14 protein-coding genes are annotated in these 15,802 nt (G+C 61.3%); 3 read left to right on the top strand and 11 right to left on the bottom strand.

All coding sequences use genetic code 11. From position 1 onward, the window contains the following. Window positions 1-3: 3 nt before the first annotated feature. From FMN63_RS04970 to FMN63_RS04955, 4 genes are all read right to left on the bottom strand, one after another. The gene (locus FMN63_RS04970; RefSeq protein WP_148582848.1) at window positions 4-783 is read right to left on the bottom strand and encodes an ATP-binding cassette domain-containing protein; all 780 of its coding nucleotides are present in this window, start codon (window positions 781-783) and stop codon (window positions 4-6) included. Between the two features lies 1 nt (window position 784). After that, window positions 785-1,912, bottom strand: a complete 1,128-nt coding sequence (locus FMN63_RS04965) for an ABC transporter permease (protein ID WP_148582847.1) — start codon at window positions 1,910-1,912, stop codon at window positions 785-787. 173 nt (window positions 1,913-2,085) lie between these two features. Beyond that, window positions 2,086-3,027, bottom strand: coding sequence for a sugar ABC transporter substrate-binding protein (locus FMN63_RS04960; RefSeq protein WP_205513861.1), 942 nt, complete (start codon window positions 3,025-3,027; stop codon window positions 2,086-2,088). Between the two features lie 145 nt (window positions 3,028-3,172). Then, window positions 3,173-4,039, bottom strand: a complete 867-nt coding sequence (locus tag FMN63_RS04955; protein ID WP_148582846.1) for a MurR/RpiR family transcriptional regulator — start codon at window positions 4,037-4,039, stop codon at window positions 3,173-3,175. Between the two features lie 117 nt (window positions 4,040-4,156). Here FMN63_RS04955 and iolG point away from each other — a divergent pair, with 117 nt between their 5' ends. From iolG to FMN63_RS04940, 3 genes are all read left to right on the top strand, one after another. Beyond that, window positions 4,157-5,155 carry an inositol 2-dehydrogenase gene (gene iolG, locus FMN63_RS04950; protein ID WP_148582845.1) on the top strand — a complete coding sequence of 333 codons (999 nt, stop codon included), beginning with the start codon at window positions 4,157-4,159 and terminating at the stop codon, window positions 5,153-5,155. Window positions 5,156-5,329: 174 nt separating this feature from the next. Beyond that, window positions 5,330-6,463: a Gfo/Idh/MocA family protein gene (locus FMN63_RS04945; protein ID WP_148582844.1), complete on the top strand. Its 1,134-nt coding sequence runs from the start codon at window positions 5,330-5,332 to the stop codon at window positions 6,461-6,463. A gap of 298 nt (window positions 6,464-6,761) precedes the next feature. Continuing rightward, window positions 6,762-7,439 carry a DsbA family oxidoreductase gene (locus FMN63_RS04940; protein ID WP_205513858.1) on the top strand — a complete coding sequence of 226 codons (678 nt, stop codon included), beginning with the start codon at window positions 6,762-6,764 and terminating at the stop codon, window positions 7,437-7,439. A gap of 208 nt (window positions 7,440-7,647) precedes the next feature. Here FMN63_RS04940 and FMN63_RS04935 read toward each other — a convergent pair whose 3' ends face one another. From FMN63_RS04935 to FMN63_RS04905, 7 genes are all read right to left on the bottom strand, one after another. Continuing rightward, complete coding sequence (locus tag FMN63_RS04935; protein WP_148582843.1) at window positions 7,648-9,549, bottom strand: beta-galactosidase; 1,902 nt, start codon at window positions 9,547-9,549, stop codon at window positions 7,648-7,650. A gap of 133 nt (window positions 9,550-9,682) precedes the next feature. Continuing rightward, window positions 9,683-10,522, bottom strand: coding sequence for an SMP-30/gluconolactonase/LRE family protein (locus tag FMN63_RS04930; protein WP_209000944.1), 840 nt, complete (start codon window positions 10,520-10,522; stop codon window positions 9,683-9,685). A gap of 4 nt (window positions 10,523-10,526) precedes the next feature. Next, a complete protein-coding gene (locus FMN63_RS04925) occupies window positions 10,527-11,141 on the bottom strand; it encodes a 2-dehydro-3-deoxy-6-phosphogalactonate aldolase (protein ID WP_148582841.1) in 615 nt (204 codons plus the stop codon). Further along, window positions 11,138-12,058 (bottom strand): 2-dehydro-3-deoxygalactonokinase, encoded by a 921-nt coding sequence (locus FMN63_RS04920; protein ID WP_148582840.1) that lies wholly within the window; start codon window positions 12,056-12,058, stop codon window positions 11,138-11,140. Before FMN63_RS04920 ends, FMN63_RS04925 begins: the two co-directional genes overlap by 4 nt. Continuing rightward, window positions 12,055-12,819 carry an SDR family NAD(P)-dependent oxidoreductase gene (locus FMN63_RS04915; RefSeq protein WP_148582839.1) on the bottom strand — a complete coding sequence of 255 codons (765 nt, stop codon included), beginning with the start codon at window positions 12,817-12,819 and terminating at the stop codon, window positions 12,055-12,057. Before FMN63_RS04915 ends, FMN63_RS04920 begins: the two co-directional genes overlap by 4 nt. Before the next feature lie 61 nt (window positions 12,820-12,880). Then, window positions 12,881-14,956, bottom strand: a complete 2,076-nt coding sequence (locus tag FMN63_RS04910; protein WP_148582838.1) for an alpha-galactosidase — start codon at window positions 14,954-14,956, stop codon at window positions 12,881-12,883. Then, entirely contained in the window at window positions 14,953-15,801 is an 849-nt protein-coding gene (locus FMN63_RS04905) for a carbohydrate ABC transporter permease (RefSeq protein ID WP_148582837.1), read from the bottom strand. The genes FMN63_RS04910 and FMN63_RS04905 overlap by 4 nt, the downstream gene beginning before the upstream one ends. Between the last annotated feature and the right edge of the window lies 1 nt (window position 15,802).

Genomic DNA, 15,802 nt, shown 5'->3' with positions numbered 1-15,802 from the left:
CCGTCAGATGGTGCCGCCGAGCGAACCTTCCAGTTCTGCCAGTTCCTGGCCACCGGCCATCAGGTCCTGAAGTTCTTCCGCCTTGATGTCCCCGCGCAACGCGGTGCCAAGCGTCTTGCCACGGTTGAGCACCGTGAACCTGTCGCCCACGGCCATGGCATGGCGCACGTTGTGGGTGATGAAGACTACGCCGATACCCTTTTGACGGACCTTGTCGATTGTCGCCAGAACGTTGGAGGTCTGGCGCACGCCAAGGGCCGATGTCGGCTCGTCCAGGATCAGCACCTTGGCGCCGAAGAAGACGGCACGGGAAATTGCCACCGTCTGGCGTTCGCCGCCGGACAGGGTGCCGACCGCCTGGTCCGGCGAGCGCAGGTGAATCCCCATCTTGGCCATTTCGGTCATGGTGACCTCATTGGCCTGGGCAAAGTCGAAGAACTTGAACGGGCCGAAGCGCTTCTGCGGTTCGCGGCCCATCCAGAAATTGCGGGTGACGGACATCAGCGGGATCATCGCCAGGTCCTGGTAGACGGTCGCGATGCCGGCTTCCATGGCGTCACGCGGGCTGTTGAAGTTGACTTCCTTGCCGTCCATCAGGATCTTGCCCTTGGTCGGCTTGTGGACGCCGGACATGGTCTTGATGAAGGTGGACTTGCCCGCGCCGTTGTCGCCCAGAAGGCAGTGGCATTCGCCGGCCTTCACGGAAACGGAGACACCGTTCAGGGCGATCACCGGGCCGAAGTGTTTCTCGATATCGACGAGTTCGATCAGGTTGTCGGACATCTTATCTTTCCCCCGTGATCATGCGGCGGATATAGGTGTTGAGGATCACGGCCAGCAGCAGGATCACGCCGAGGAAAACCCGGAACAGCGAGCTTTCGACCCCGGCGAAGAAAAGGCCCTGCTGGACGACGCCGAAGATCAGGGCGCCAAGGGCCGCGCCGACCACCGAGCCGTAGCCACCGGTGAGAAGCGCGCCGCCGATCACCACGGAAATGATGGCTTCGAATTCCTTCAGCAGGCCACGGTCAGCTGCGGCAGAGCCGAATTCCATCACCTGGCAGGTGGCGAAAATGGTCGCGCAGAAGGCGGTGAACATGAACATCAGGATCTTGACCCGGTTCACCGGAACACCGACGTAGCGGGCTGCCTGGGCGTCGCCGCCAGCGGCGAAGATCCAGTTGCCGAAGCGGGTGCGGGTGAGAAGAAGGTGGCCGAACACGATCAGGATCACCGCCCAGATCATCAGCATCGGGATGCCTTCGACCACCGGCTGGCCGGCTTTCGGACCGGCAACGAACTTGCCGACGATGCCGAGATCGGCAAGCCAGACAAACAGGCCGGAAAAAACCTTGCCGCCGAAGAGCCAGGCAATCGGATCGCCCTCTGCGACCTCACGCACACCGCCGATGATGGTCTTGCGGGTGGTGGCGATGGAAATGAAGATCGTCAGGCCGCGCAGAATGTAGAGAAAGGCGAGGGTGACGATAAAGGAGGGCAGGCCGGTCTTGACGACCAGGTAGCCGTTGAGCGCGCCGATGGCCAGTGCCATCGCGAAAGCGACCAAGATGCCTACCCAGACCGGATATCCCCATTGTACGGAGATGAGTGCGATGATGATGCCGGAAAAGCCGATCATGGAGCCGACGGAGAGATCGAACTCGCCTGCGATCATCAGGAGGCAGGCGCCGACGGCGATGATGGCGAACTGGGCAGAGACTGTGCCCCAGTTGATGATGCCTTCCGGCGAGAACATGCCGCTGTCGCTGGCGATGCCCAGGAAGAACATGAAAACAAGGATGGTGCCGCAGATCGCGCCCAGTTCCGGGCGGATCAGGGCTTTGCGCATGGGCGACATTTCGCGGATGCGCTCGTCTTTCTGAGGGGCGGCTGCCGATTGTGTCTCAGCCATAGGTCTCCTCCTGCGTGCCGGGGTGGCCGGCCGCGTCCAGTATGCGGCCCGGCCGCAGAACAGTGTTCTGGAATTCGGTGCTTGCCCGTCTGGGCGCGCGGGTGTGTCTGTTGAAAGGGAGAGGCGGACACCGCCTCTCCGCAGGGTCGCACCTGGCGGCCCTTCAGGTTCGCTTACCGGTATTCGCCGGCGTATTTTTCCACCAGGGCAATGTTGTTTTTGGTCACGAAGCCCGGGCCGGAGTTGATGGAGTTGCCCGGAACCACGCCGTAGCGCGCCAGGTTCGTCAGGATGACGACCGGCAGGTAGCCCTGCAGGTAAGGCTGCTGGTCGATGGCAAAGGCAATCACGTCGCCCTTGATGGCTTCAGCGATTTCGCCCGACAGGTCGAAGGTGCCGAAGTGGATGGTGCTGGATTTGCCCATTTCTTCCAGCGCTGCCAGCGTCGGATGTGCCGAGGTCGGCCCGAGGGTCAGGATGCCGTTGGTGTCCGGATGGCCCTGCAGATAGGCCATGACCTTGGACTTGATTTCAGCCGGGTCCTGGCCGCTGTCGATCATGTGGCTGCCGAGTTCCACGCCCAGTGCGTCGGCATAGCCCTGGCAACGTTCAACCGATGCCGGGTTGGTGATGTAGTGGTTCACACAAAGGAAGTCGGTGACGCCGGCCGCCTTGGCCTTTTCGCCGGCACCCTTGCCTGCGTCATATTCCGGCTGACCGACATGCATCAGAGCGCCGATTTTCTTGGACTGCTCTTCGGTGCCGGAGTTGATGGTGATGACCGGAATGCCCTTGGCAACCGCATTGGACAGCGGGCCGCTCAGAACGTCGTAGTCGGCGATTGTCGCGATGATGCCGTTCGGGTTGGACGCAGCCGCCTGCTCGATGATGCGGGCCATGTCGGCAAGGTCGCCCGTCGGAGGGTTGCGGTATTCCACTTCGACGTCCATCTGGTCGCCGGCAACGGCAATGGCGTTCTTGATTGTGTTCCACCAGCTGTCGCTGTCCGGTGCATGGCTGACCAGAACGAAACGTTCTCCGTCAGCGGAGGCCGGAGCGGTAAGTCCGGTGAAGGCAACAGCGGCAGCCGCCATCGCGATAAGTGTCTTCTTCATGGTGTTCCTCCCAGAACGTGGACCGCGGGCCTTTAACAATCCCACCCGCGTCATCAGAAGTCTGTGGCGGCTCCGGCTGACCGTTGCCGCGTTTGGAATATAAATTCCATTTTTATCTGAGCGCAACAGATTTTTTCCATAAATCTCATATCCGGTTCCTCTGCGCGCCCACGGAAACCGCCAGCGCAATGGCGAGAGAAAGACTTGCGGACAAAGCCCTGAACGCGCCGACGTCCAGTTCCGACACCAGAAGCTGGATCGCCTTGAGGCGTGCGAGCGGGCTGGTGACCACATCCGTGATCGCGACAATATCGGCGCCACTGGCACGGGCCTTGGTGGCCATATCGATGGTCATTTCGGTGTAGGGCGCGAAGGTTACCGCAATCACGGCGTCGTTCGGGCGGATCAGGTGTTCCATGTTGATGTTGGCGATGCCGGAATGAAGAACGGCAGGAACGTCCATCTTTTCAAAGGCATATGCGAGATACGAGGTTACCGGAAAGGCCCTGCGGAAGCCGATCATGTGGATTGTCTCGGCGCGGGCCAGCACATCGACCGCCTGTTGAAGGGCGATGGGGTCGACGGTTGTCAGCAGGTTTTCCAAAGACGCGCGGCCAACCTCGACGAATTCGGCCAGGAGGGCGGAGGGAGACTCAGTGCCGTGTTCCCGCAATTTGGCGAGACGGGTGGCATAGTCCGGCCACTTCTGGGAATAATCGGAGCGAAACAGTTTCTGCATTTGCGAAAAACCGGAAAAGCCCATTTCCTGGCAGAAACGCATGACTGCCGACGGTTGCACATCAGCGCCGTCTGCAAGTTCGGCAACGGTGGAAACCGCCACCTTGTCCGGATTGGCTGCAATATAGTTCGCGAATTGTTTCAGGCGTTTGGGCAATCTGTCCGCTGTGCTGCCGAGACGGGTGAAAAACGCGTCGATGGACTGAGGCGGAGCAAGCATTTCGGCGGAAGCGAGGTTGGCGTCCTGGTCTGGATGGGGCGAGGCGTCATTCATTGTCTTCTTCTTTTCCTGCTTGACACATTCCGTCGAAAATGATTTTGGAATTTTTATTCTAAATTGGCAAGCGCTGGTTCAGCCCGCCCTGCCACATGTTATCCGGGAGGAAGTATCATGGCCGTCAATGTCGCCCTGCTTGGGGCCGGACGTATCGGTAAAGTGCATGCAAAGGCCATTGGCGCGGCGGCCGGTGCGACGCTTGTCGCGGTTGCGGACGCTTTCCTGGAAGCTGCCGAAACGCTTGCGGCCGCCTGTGGTGCGCGCGTCAGCACCATCGACGAGATCGCAGCTGCCGGGGATGTCGATGCGGTGATCATCTGCACGCCGACAGACACCCATGCGGATCTGATCGAGAAATTTGCACGGGAAGGCAAGGCCATCTTCTGCGAAAAGCCCATCGATCTGTCGCTTGACCGGGTAAAGGCCTGCCTGAAGACGGTTGAAGATCTCGGCGCAACCCCGATGCTCGGGTTCAACCGCCGCTTCGACCCGCATTTCCGTGCCGTGCGTGCCGCCATTGACGAAGGCCAGATCGGGGACGTGGAAATGGTGCAGATCACCTCGCGTGATCCGGGTGCGCCACCGCCGTCCTACATCACGTCCTCCGGCGGCATCTTCCGCGACATGACAATCCACGATTTCGACATGGCCCGCTTTCTGTTGGGCGAAGAAGTCACCACCGTTTATGCCACTGCTTCTGTTCTGGTTGATCCGGAAATCGGCAAACTGGGCGACTACGACAGCGCCACGGTGGTGCTGACGACGGCGTCCGGCAAGCAGTGTTCGATCTCCAACTCCCGCCGGGCAACCTATGGCTACGATCAGCGGATCGAGGTTCATGGCTCCAAGGGGGTGGTCAGCGCGGAAAACCAGCGTCCGGTTTCCATCGAGGTGGCGACAGAGGCCGGTTACACGCGCCCGCCGCTGCATGATTTCTTCATGACCCGCTACACGGAAGCCTATGCGGCGGAAATCACCGCCTTCGTCGAGGCCATTGAAACAGGTTCGGCGCCGTCCCCCAGTGGCGAAGACGGTCTGAAGGCACTCGCCCTTGCGGAAGCCGCGCTCAAGTCCATTGCCGAACGCCGTGCCGTCGGCATGGACGAAGTCTGAGCGTCAGAACCACTATGACCTCATCCTGAGGAGGACCGTCTGGTCCGTCTCGAAGGATGGGCGGCACACTCTTGAGCACGCGGCCCATCCTTCGAGACAGCGCCAAGGCGCTTCCTCAGGATGAGGTTAAAGGCGGAGCGGTCCGCTTCGTCACCTCCGGGAGGATCGGATTACATGACAAGTCTCGGTATCGGATTAATCGGCACCGGTTTCATGGGCAAGTGCCATGCACTTGCCTATGGTTCGGTGAAAGCGGTGTTCGGCGATGTGCCGGCAACCCGCCTGGAAGTTTTGTGCGATGTACCGGCAGACAAGGCTGAAGCCTTTGCCGACCAGTTCGGTTTTGCCAGGGCTACCAGCGACTGGAAAGATCTGATTGCGGATCCCAAGGTCGATATCGTCTGCATCACCACGCCCAACAAGGTACACAAGGAGATGGCGTTTGCCGCGCTTGAGGCCGGCAAGCATGTGCATCTGGAAAAGCCGATGGCGCTCAGCCTGGAGGATGCCAGGCAGATGCTGGCCGTTGCCGAAAGGACAGGTGCGAAAACCATTGTCGGGTACAATTACCTGCACAATCCGGCGATTTCCCATGCCCGCAAACTCATCGCGGACGGCGCCATCGGCCGGATTGTGCACTTCCGCGGCATGGTCGACGAGGACTATCAGGCCGACCCGGATCTGGCCTGGACGTGGCGGGCAACCAAGGCCGATGCCGGTCTCGGCACGCTGGGCGATCTTGGTTGCCACCTGATCTCGCTGGCAACGGCCCTGGTCGGCCCGGTCGAGAGCCTGATCGCGGAGACAAGAACTGTTCACGAAACACGGCCATTGGGCGATGGCTCAAGCGAGCGTCGGGCGGTTGAAAACGAAGACATCGCCTCCGCTCTGCTGACTTTTGAAAACGGTGTCCATGGGGTCGTCTCGACCTCGCGTAGTGCCTGGGGTCGCAAGAGCTACATCGCTTTCGAGGTGCATGGAACGGAAGGCATGATCACCTTCGATCAGGAGCGCATGAATGAACTCCGGCTCTACCAGAACCGGGGCGAAGCTGCCGAACAGGGCTTCAAGACGTTGCTGACCGGCCCTGCCCATCCGCCATATGGTCAGTTTGTTCCGGCCGCCGGACATCAGCTTGGCTTCAACGATCTGAAAGTGATCGAGGTTCATGAATTCCTGACGGCAATTGCCGAAGGCCGCACCGCGGTGCCATCGTTCCGCGAAGCGCTTCATTTCGAAGCGGTGATCCATGCAATTGCCGAAGCTTCTCAGACGGGCACCCGGGTGAAGGTGACAAAGGCGGGCTGACGAGGCAGGCACCGCCTGTCTCAATGCCATGCGGGCGCGATCCGAAACCCTGTTCGAAATCATGCAGGTCGACCGGTGTGGGGATCGAGCCGAGGACATGGACCGCGGCTGGGCACCGCCGCCGAAAGGCGATCACATCCTTCGAAGGAGGGCGGGAAGGCTGCTGTTTGATCGGAAAATGCAGCAGTCCGCTGGTAAGCGTCGCCTTTTCCTGCCCGGCTGTGGCTCCTATATGCAGGGAAAGACAGACAATGGTGCTTGCCAGACCCCGGCTGAGAGCGCCGGCAAAGGAGCTAACATGACTTCACAAGACACCGACACGACCGGCCTCGACGATGTTCTTCAGATCGATATCGTGTCAGACGTGGTCTGCCCGTGGTGCATCGTCGGCTTCAAGCAGCTTGAACAGGCGATTGCCCGCACGGGGGTTTCCGCTGCCATCAAGTGGCACCCGTTCGAGCTTAATCCGGACATGGTGGCCGAAGGAGAAAACCTGCGCGAGCATATCATGCGCAAATACGGCTCCAGCGCAGAGCAATCCCAGGCGGCGCGGGACCGGCTGACGGAGTTGGGCGCAAGCCTTGGTTTCGACTTCAGGTTCACCGACGACATGCGCATGGTGAACACATTCAAGGCGCATCAGCTGATCCATTGGGCTGGTGAGAGCGGCAAGGAACATGCGTTGAAAATGGCGCTGTTCCAGGTCTACTTCCACGACCAGAAGGACGTTCACGACGACCAAGTGCTGGCGGATGTGGCAGAAAGCGTCGGCCTGGACCGCGTCGAAGCCCTCGCCGTTCTAAAAGATGGTCGTTTTGCCGAGGTCGTTCGCGCGGAAGAAGCCTTCTGGACCGGCAACGGCATCCACGGCGTTCCGGCGGTCGTCTTCGAACGTCAGCACCTGGTTTCAGGGGCACAGGGCGTCGACAATTTCGCGGCAATCATCACCGAGCTGACGAGGGGCAAGGCGGCCTGACGGCACAGCCTTAGAGATACCCAGTAGATCGTCCAATTTCTTCGTCAAGCCATGGTTCGACCATGGCGTCCATGCCGTTTCGTTCCGACTCGTCGGGCCGCTGTTTGAGGTGCTGTCACGGCATGGATTGCAGGGGCGAGTCCTGCAAAGACGGGGAGGGGGAAGAGCTTGGTTCTCTTACCCCTTTCAGGGTGAGGCCGTTGTTTCTTCAGAGCTTCTCGAACAACACCCCTGCAGCTTCGATCTGCCCGGCCGGTGTTTCGGCAGGGTCCGCGCCATAGTTGGTCCAGATCCTGAGGCCGTCGGTTGTTCTGCAGCGGAGGCCGCCGGCAAGGTCGAGCGTGTCGATCCCGGCTTCCTCGCACAGCATGGCGTAAAGCCGCTTTAGCGCGGTTTCCTCACCCCAGCCGCCGAGATAGACGAGATGCTCCTGTCGGTAGGCGGCGGGTTGGCCGTCTTCCAGTTCCAGTATGACTTCGCCGGCGCCTTCCAGTTCTTCACGGTAACCGGTGAAGGCGCCACCCCCCTTGAGCAGCATCGGCATGTCCGGGCGCAGGCTTTCGACACGTGAGACAGCAAGATCAAGACCGGGCATGTCGGGTGGTAATGGCACGGGAATGACCATGTCGGCATTGCGGGCGGCGGTGCGCGGGCCCATCACCACCAGGGCTTCGGTTTCCAACAGCGCCTGTTTCAGATCCTGCGGCACGTAGATGAGGCCGGGTAGGGCAACGATCTTGTAGCCGGAAAAGTCACGGGTTTCACCGCGTAGGATATCGACCGAAAGCCCGAGCTTGCGCAGCGCCTTGTAGGTGTCGAAAACGAGCTGGAAGTAGGAAAGTCCCTTGCCGTGGGGTTGCGTGGCCCAGGCGAAATCCGCGTCATAGTCGAAGATCAGTGCAACGGGTGCCTTTGGGGACGAGACGTCAGGTGCATCGCGCAATTCGTCGGCGACCTTGCGGGCTTCGAGCAGCGCCGGCGCATCGGCATTGTCCGGGCGCAGCATGCCGGCATGCATCTGTTCCTGCGCGAAGGGTGCCTGGCGCCAGCGGAAATAGCAGACGGCTTCCGCGCCGTGGGCATAAGCCTCCCAGGCCCAGAGCCGCATCATGCCCGGCAATGGAGCGGGATTGTGCGGAGCCCAGTTCACCGGTCCCGGCTGTTGTTCCATCACCCACCAGCGGCCCTTGCCGACGGCTCGGTAAAGATCGTGGTGGAACGCCTGGAAGTCCGGATCGCCCTGGCGCATGAAGGCCCGCTGATGGGCATCATCCGCGCCGACACGGTCTTCCAGAAAGCCGAGCGGGTAGCTGTCCCAGGTAGCGATCTCGAGATCGTCGCCAACCTTGAAGTGATCGAAATCGGTGACCCGGCCCATGTAGTTGTGGCTGATCGGGGCGCTGGAATGTGCCCGGATGATATCGACCTGGCGCTTGTTGAAGGTCACCACCTGATCGGACGAGAACCGCCGAAAGGCAAGCGTGTGCGACGGGTTCGGTTCTGTCACCGTGAGGTTGGGCAGGTCGATCTCGCCGAAGGAGAGATATTCCATCGACCAGAAGACGTTGCCCCAGGCCCGGTTGAGTGCCTCGATGGAGCCGTAACGCTCCTTCAGCCAGATCCGGAACGCTTTTCGGGCGGCCTCCGAATAGGAGAGGATCGTATCGTGGCAGCCATATTCGTTGTCGGTCTGCCAGGCGGCGACATGCGGATTGTTGCCGTAACGCTCGGCGACAAGCTTTACGATCCGGTCGCTCTCCTGACGATAGCCCTCGTGTGAAAAGCAGTAATGACGGCGGGAGCCGAACTTGCGCGGTTTGCCGTCGGCATCAACAGCGACCATGTCCGGATGCTTGTCGACAACCCAGCGCGGCGGCGTCGCGGTTGGTGTGCCGAGCACGACCTTCAGTCCGGCGCGTCCCAGGGTTTCTATGGCCCGGTCCAGCCAGTCGAAGTGCAGCTCACCCGGGCGGGGCTCGAGACGCGACCAGGCGAACTCACCGATGCGGATCCATGTCAGCCCGGTTTCCGCCATGCGGCGGGCATCGGCTTCCCAGATCTCTTCCGGCCAGTGTTCCGGATAATAGCAGGTGCCAAGAGTGCGTTTCATGATGGGTGCTCACTGCCTGATGGTTCGGCAACCCACATGCGAGGAGCGATGCGTTGCCGGAGTTTGTTTGTCGGTCCCACGGAGGCGGGGAAAGCGCACGTCGGAAATCCTGTGATGTCAGGGGTTGCAGCCGTTACAGCACGACCCTGTGCTCGCTCTGCCCACGAACCTTCACCTGTGCAAAATAGGTCTTGCCTTCGTCCTCGCCAGTCAGGCCGTCGGCAGCGGATGTGGCGAAGAGGGTCTGCAGATCCGCGCCGCCGAACGCCGGGCAAGAGACCTGTTTTGCGGGCATGGAAACCGCCTCGGCGAATTTGCCGTCCGCCGAATAGCGGGCGACATGGTTCGCGCCCCAATGGGCATTCCAAAGAAAGCCCTCGCTGTCGACCACAGCACCGTCCGGGTCGAAGCCGTCTGCCGAAAGGTCTGTGAACAGGGTCGGCGTGCCGGCAGGCCAGCCCTCGGCGTCCAGAGAGACCTGCTGGATGGTCAATGCGTCGGTGTCGGCGAAATAGGCCGTGGTTCCATCCGGCGAAAAACAGATGGCGTTGGAAATGGTGATACCGGAAAACAGCTTGCGCAGTTCGCCCTCGTAGTAGCGATAGATCGATCCGGCGCCTTTTTCGGCGCCAATACCCATGGTGCCGATCCAGAAGCCGCCCCTGGGGTCGGCCCGGCCGTCGTTGGAGCGCGTTACCGCATTGTCGGCTTCCAGATCGCAGATCTTTGCGGAGGCTTCAGTTTCCAGATTGAAGAGGAACAGTTTGGAAGAACTTGCGATCAGCAGCTCGGCCTGGCTCACCCAGCCGGCAGCAGAGACATATTCATCGAACTGCCAGGTTTTCTCGGTGCCGTTGTCGCGGCTGAGCAGCCGCTTGTTCAGGATGTCGAACCAGAACAATTGCTGGCGTTCGGGGTGCCACAGCGGTCCCTCACCAAGGGTGCACTGACGCTCGTCGAAAACTGTGCTCATGAAATCACCTGGATGCTGCAAAGGCCGCGTCATAGGCGGCGACGATTTTTTCGGCCCGGTCGCTGACGTCTGCAACGCTGAGGCCGGGTTTGAACAGAGCTGTCCCGATGCCGAAACCTGTGGCCCCGGCCTTGATCCAGTCGCCGAAATTGTCCGGACCGGCACCGCCGACCGCATAAGTGGGGGTACCCTTTGGCAACACGGCCAGCATCGCCTTCAGACCGTCCGGACCAATGAGCGAAGCGGGAAAGAACTTGAGGCCATTGGCGCCGCTGCGCAGAGCCGTGAAGCACTCGCTCGGAGTCATCACCCCGGGAAAGGAGGACATGCCTTCGGTTTTCGTTGCCTTGATGACGTCCGGATTGCAGTCGGGTGACACGATCAGCGTGCCGCCTGCGTTCTTGACGTCTTGCACCTGCTCGGGGGCGAGCACGGTGCCGGCGCCGATTTCCGCCTTTGAAGAGAAGCTCTTGGCCATCGCTGAAATGCTGACAAGCGGATCCGGCGAGTTGAGCGGCACTTCGATGCGGGTGATGCCGGCGGCTATCAGACATTCGGTAACGGGCAGGGCTTCGTCCGGGGTCAGACCGCGCAGAATGGCAATCAGGTTACGGCTCATGAATGCTCCGGTTCGTAGGAGGAATAGGCCAGGGTCAGGCCCTTCAAGGTGATGGTTTGCGCGTCGAGCTGTCTGGAGGCGTAGCCAACCTGGGTCAAGGCGGCGCGATAGGCGCCGACGATCTTGTCGCTGCCCAGAAGGGCGGTATTGCCGAGATCGAAATCCCGGCTGACGGCAGCAAGTTCGACGCCTATGAGAAGGCCCGACAGTCTGCCACTGGCCTGCGCCGGGGCGAGATCCGCCACCAGACCGGCGGCGCGTACGCCGAACAGATCAGCCGTCAGCATTTCGGGCGCATGGAAACTGTGTTCAGCGGCTGCAGCAAAGGCAGCATTGTCCAGGTCGTCGGACGACAGGCCGTGCCGCAGTACCGAGTGACTGAACAGAAGGGCGAAGGTTTCTCCCGTCATGAACGTGCGAAACCGCTCGATCCGTCCGTCCTTGAGGGCGACCCACTTGGTGTGCGTTCCAGGCAGACACAGAGTGCCGGTATAGCCGGGATTGTCCGCGAGGAACCCGGCGATCTGGGTTTCTTCGCCGCGCATGACATCGGGGGGCGTAAGCTGCTTGATGCCGGGCAGGATGCGCACATCCAGACGCGGGTCGGCTGCCTCCACCCGGGTGGCATTGCGGATCGACGGCGGCGCGCAGGGGGTGGCCATATAGGGGGCTTCAGCCCAGCCCTGACGGGATCCGGCCATGCCGCAGACGATCACCGGGGTGGCCACGTCCTCCTTCAGCAGATCTGCGACCAGTTCGATCAGGGCAGGCTCGTAGTCCTGTTTCTCCAACCGGCCCATGCCCTTGTCCGAGCTGCGATGGGCCAGGATGCCGCCGGTTTCGTCAAGCGCCCAGATGCGCAGATTGGTGGTGCCCCAATCCGCTGCGATCCACGCTGCTTTTGGGGGCGTGGTCATCCCGTCACCACCACGCCGCCATCCACGACCAGCGCCTGGCCGGTCATGGCCTTGCTGGTTCTGGAGGCCAGGAACAGCACCGGATCGACCATGTCTTCCGGCTGCAGTTCAACCTTGAGGCACTGCCGGTCGATATGTGCCGCCAGGCCTTCGGGCGTCACCCACATGTCCTTCTGCTTCTGGGTCAGAACCCAGCCCGGGGCGATTGCGTTGACGCGGATGTTTCCCGGGCCGAACTCGCGGGCAAGGCTGCGGGTCATGCCGTTGATGCCGGAATTGGCGGTGGTGTAGACCGGATAGCCCGCGTTGCCCATCATGTAGGAAATGGAAGAGAAATTGACGATCGAGCCGCCGCCGGCAGCACGCATGCCGGCCACCACATGCTGGCAGGCAAAGAAATAGGCCTTCAGGTTGATCGCCACGGACCAGTCCCAGAACGCCTCGTCGACCTCCTCGGTCTTGTGTCGTTTGTCGTTGGCGGCATTGTTGACCAGAACCGTGATCGGGCCATGGGCCTCGGCTGCCTGATCCATTGCGGCCTTGAGGGCGGTCATATCGGTGATGTCACAGGGCAGGAACAACGGACGGCGGCCGTATTTCTGCTCCATCTCATCGCAAAAGGCAGCGGCATCCGAGCGCTGCACAAAGGCGACTTTCGCTCCCTGCCGAAGGAAACCCTCGGTGAGCGCCGCGCCGATGCCGGAGCCGCCACCGGTGATGAAAACCGATGCATTGTCGAGATCCGGGTATGTTGCGTTCATGGCACTTCCTCAATTGTTTTGGTGGCCGAAGCCGAAATCCGTTCGTTTTGAGTAACGTTACTCAAAGACGTTTGCCTTCTACAACCCAGACCGTTTCGGGGAACCGCCAGGGGAATGTGAGCCCGTGGGACATCAGATATTGTCCACTGGCTTCAAGGTCTTGATGTTTCAGGAGCGGGGCTCCGCGAGACAGTCCAGGTGCTTCGTCCCGATTGACGAGGCTTATCCTGTATCTGGCTTGCGGGTCCAGTCCTGTCAGCCTCAATGGGCGCGGCAGGATTTGGTCGCTTGGGCGCGTCAGTGCGGCGAAGGCAACAAATTGGCTGCCGTCCCGTGAAAGCTGCTGTTCTGCAATCACTGCCGGGTCCGCGCTGTCGAGCCGCAGGATATCCGCTTGCATCATCCAGTCCCGGTTGGCCTTCCACCAGCTCGTCACTGTGCGCAGCGTATCGGCTTCGGCCTCCGTCAACTCTCGCGGGTCCATCTCGAAGCCCATATGGCGTTGAGCCGCGGTCCAGGCGCGCAGGCGGATGTCCAGCGTGCGGCCGGAGGTATGGCAGTGACGGGGGCCAACATGAGAGCCGGTTACGCTGGCCGGCAGGAACAGGGCGGCATCGTGCTGGATACGCTGGCGCTCCAGCGCATCGTTGCTGTCCGAGAGCCAGACCCGGTGCGTGCGTTGCAGAACACCGAAATCGATGCGCCCGCCGCCGGAAGAACAGCTTTCGATTTCCACGTCGGGAAAGTCTGCCCGCAAACGGTCGACCAGCTCATAGAAGCCTTCTGCCTGCCGGGCATCGACGATGGGCAGGATGCGGTTGTGGTCCCATTTGATGTAGCCGATGTCGTTGTTTTTCAAGACATCGGCGATGTGGGCATAAAGATAGTCCCGGACGTCCTGGCGGGACATGTCCAGCACAAGCTGCTGGCGTCCGCGGATCTGGTCGGCGTGACCGAGGACCCAGTCCGGATGAGTGCGGTAGAGGTCGCTGTCCTCATTGACCATCTCCGGCTCGAACCAGATGCCGAACTCCATGCCGAGCGCCTTGATATGGTCGATCAGCGGGGTGAGGCCATCCGGATGTTTGCGTGTGTCGATCACCCAGTCGCCGAGAGACGAGGTGTCGTCATCCCGGCGCCCAAACCAGCCGTCGTCCAGGACAAAGCGCTCGGCGCCCAGGTCCGCCGCCTGGGAGGCGATGGCCTTGAGTTCTTCAAGATCGTGATTGAAATAGACCGCTTCCCAGCAATTGTAATGCACCGGGCGTGGTGTGCGGGCCGCCTGAACGATGTGATCGCGGACATGGCGCTGGAACCTTACGGCAGCGCCGTTGAAGCCGGTGGCGGAATAGGTGGCATAAAGCGGCGCGCTGACGAATTGGCGGCCGCTTGGAAGGCTCGCGGTGGCGTGGCCGAACTGGACCTGGCGGCGGCCGTCGGCAAGTTCCTCGGCCACCATCTTGTGGCCACCGGACCAGCCGTAGTGAAACGCGAAGGCTTCACCTGCCGTGTTGGACGTTCCCGCGCCGCAGACGATCAGGCCCGGAAAATGCGCATGATCGGTGCGGCCCGTGCGGTTGTCGCGGACGCGGGCGCCGGGTGCAAACGGCACGCGGCGGGTCAGGAATTCCGCGCACCAGCGGCCGGAGAATTCGATCATCTCACCGGTGTGGGCCGGAACCGGTAGAACAGGTGCCGCCAGCCAGTCGACCGTTATCTCGTCCGCGCTCTCCAGCCGTGTCTGCAATTTCAGCAGGGAAGTTTTCGGTGTCAGGGTCAGATCGAAGACAAGACCGAGGTCGAGAGCCTTGTCGGTGAAAACCAAGGTCATCCCATGCTCGGTCGTGGCTTCGCGTTCGAAGCGGAGAGACGGCATGAGCGAGGTGCCGGCTGCATTTCTGGCGGCGAGGCCGGTTTGCCCGGGGAAGCTTTCTGAGGCTTCGGGGCACAGGCTCAGGCCGGCGTTGCGGTCGACCATGCCGCCGGTGACATCGGCGAGCGTGGCTGCCGAAAGCCTCTCCAGGTTTTCGCCAGTGGGAAGGGCGGGCCCCCAGTAGACGGCTTCCGGCAATCGGTTGTCGAAGCTGGCCAGGACCAGGCTCTGTCTGTCATCTCCAAGATGCCAGCTGCGGATCATTTCACGGCTCCGAGTGTGAGGCCTGCGATAAAGTGGCGTTGCATCAGGAAGAACATGGCAACCGGCGGCAGGGCAGCCACGATGGAGCCAGCGCTCATCAGGTGGTAGGCGGCGCGGTACTGGGCGTTGAAGGAGGTGATGCCTGCAGTAACGGGTTGGCTTTCAACGCCCTGCGTCAGCACCACGGCCCAGAAATAGTCGTTCCAGATGAAGGTGAAGATCAGCACCGATAGCGCGGCGATGGCCGGCTTCATCAGCGGCAGAACCACGTACCAGAAGATCCGCCATTCGGAGACGCCCTCGACACGCGCAGCCTCGATCAGCTCGAAGGGCAGGGCGCGGATGAAGTTGCGCATGAACAGCGTGCAGAAGCCGGTCTGGAAGGCTATGTGGAACAGCACAAGGCCGGTGATGGTGTTGTAGAGGCCCATCTGCAGGGTCAGATCGCGCACTGGCACCATCAGGATCTGGAACGGCACGAAGTTGCCGGCCACGAACATGAAGAAGATCCAGATGTTGGCCTTGAACTTGTAGACCCCAAGGGCAAAGCCGGTCATGCACGACAGGCCAACCGCGCCGATGACCGTCGGAATGGTGATCTTGAACGAGTTCAGGAGATACTGCGGCATGTCCGAGCCGGTGAAGACCAGCGCGTAGTTGGTGAAGCCTTCGAAGGAAGACGGCCAGCCCCAGTAGTTGGCGTTGGAGAAATCCGCGTCCGGCTTGACGGAGAAGATGGCGACCGCGATCAGCGGTAACAGCCACAGGATCAGCGCCAGTGGCAGCAGCGACTGATAAGTGATCTGCCAGGAGCGGGACGTGCGTTCGATCGGTGTCGGGAACATG

Origin of the sequence: Stappia sp. BW2 (assembly GCF_008107695.1) — a bacterium.
In the GTDB taxonomy this organism is placed as follows: domain Bacteria; phylum Pseudomonadota; class Alphaproteobacteria; order Rhizobiales; family Stappiaceae; genus Roseibium.
Note: the sequence above shows the minus strand (reverse complement) of the source record. Positions and strands in the feature narration are given on the sequence as shown.

What these genes read in the sequence shown, in the direction of transcription:
- FMN63_RS04970 (WP_148582848.1), bottom strand. Translation starts at nt 783, where the DNA reads ATGTCCGACAACCTGATCGAACTCGTCGATATCGAGAAACACTTCGGC.
- FMN63_RS04965 (WP_148582847.1), bottom strand. Translation starts at nt 1,912, where the DNA reads ATGGCTGAGACACAATCGGCAGCCGCCCCTCAGAAAGACGAGCGCATC.
- FMN63_RS04960 (WP_205513861.1), bottom strand. Translation starts at nt 3,027, where the DNA reads ATGAAGAAGACACTTATCGCGATGGCGGCTGCCGCTGTTGCCTTCACC.
- FMN63_RS04955 (WP_148582846.1), bottom strand. Translation starts at nt 4,039, where the DNA reads ATGAATGACGCCTCGCCCCATCCAGACCAGGACGCCAACCTCGCTTCC.
- iolG (WP_148582845.1), top strand. Translation starts at nt 4,157, where the DNA reads ATGGCCGTCAATGTCGCCCTGCTTGGGGCCGGACGTATCGGTAAAGTG.
- FMN63_RS04945 (WP_148582844.1), top strand. Translation starts at nt 5,330, where the DNA reads ATGACAAGTCTCGGTATCGGATTAATCGGCACCGGTTTCATGGGCAAG.
- FMN63_RS04940 (WP_205513858.1), top strand. Translation starts at nt 6,762, where the DNA reads ATGACTTCACAAGACACCGACACGACCGGCCTCGACGATGTTCTTCAG.
- FMN63_RS04935 (WP_148582843.1), bottom strand. Translation starts at nt 9,549, where the DNA reads ATGAAACGCACTCTTGGCACCTGCTATTATCCGGAACACTGGCCGGAA.
- FMN63_RS04930 (WP_209000944.1), bottom strand. Translation starts at nt 10,522, where the DNA reads ATGAGCACAGTTTTCGACGAGCGTCAGTGCACCCTTGGTGAGGGACCG.
- FMN63_RS04925 (WP_148582841.1), bottom strand. Translation starts at nt 11,141, where the DNA reads ATGAGCCGTAACCTGATTGCCATTCTGCGCGGTCTGACCCCGGACGAA.
- FMN63_RS04920 (WP_148582840.1), bottom strand. Translation starts at nt 12,058, where the DNA reads ATGACCACGCCCCCAAAAGCAGCGTGGATCGCAGCGGATTGGGGCACC.
- FMN63_RS04915 (WP_148582839.1), bottom strand. Translation starts at nt 12,819, where the DNA reads ATGAACGCAACATACCCGGATCTCGACAATGCATCGGTTTTCATCACC.
- FMN63_RS04910 (WP_148582838.1), bottom strand. Translation starts at nt 14,956, where the DNA reads ATGATCCGCAGCTGGCATCTTGGAGATGACAGACAGAGCCTGGTCCTG.
- FMN63_RS04905 (WP_148582837.1), bottom strand. Translation starts at nt 15,801, where the DNA reads ATGTTCCCGACACCGATCGAACGCACGTCCCGCTCCTGGCAGATCACT.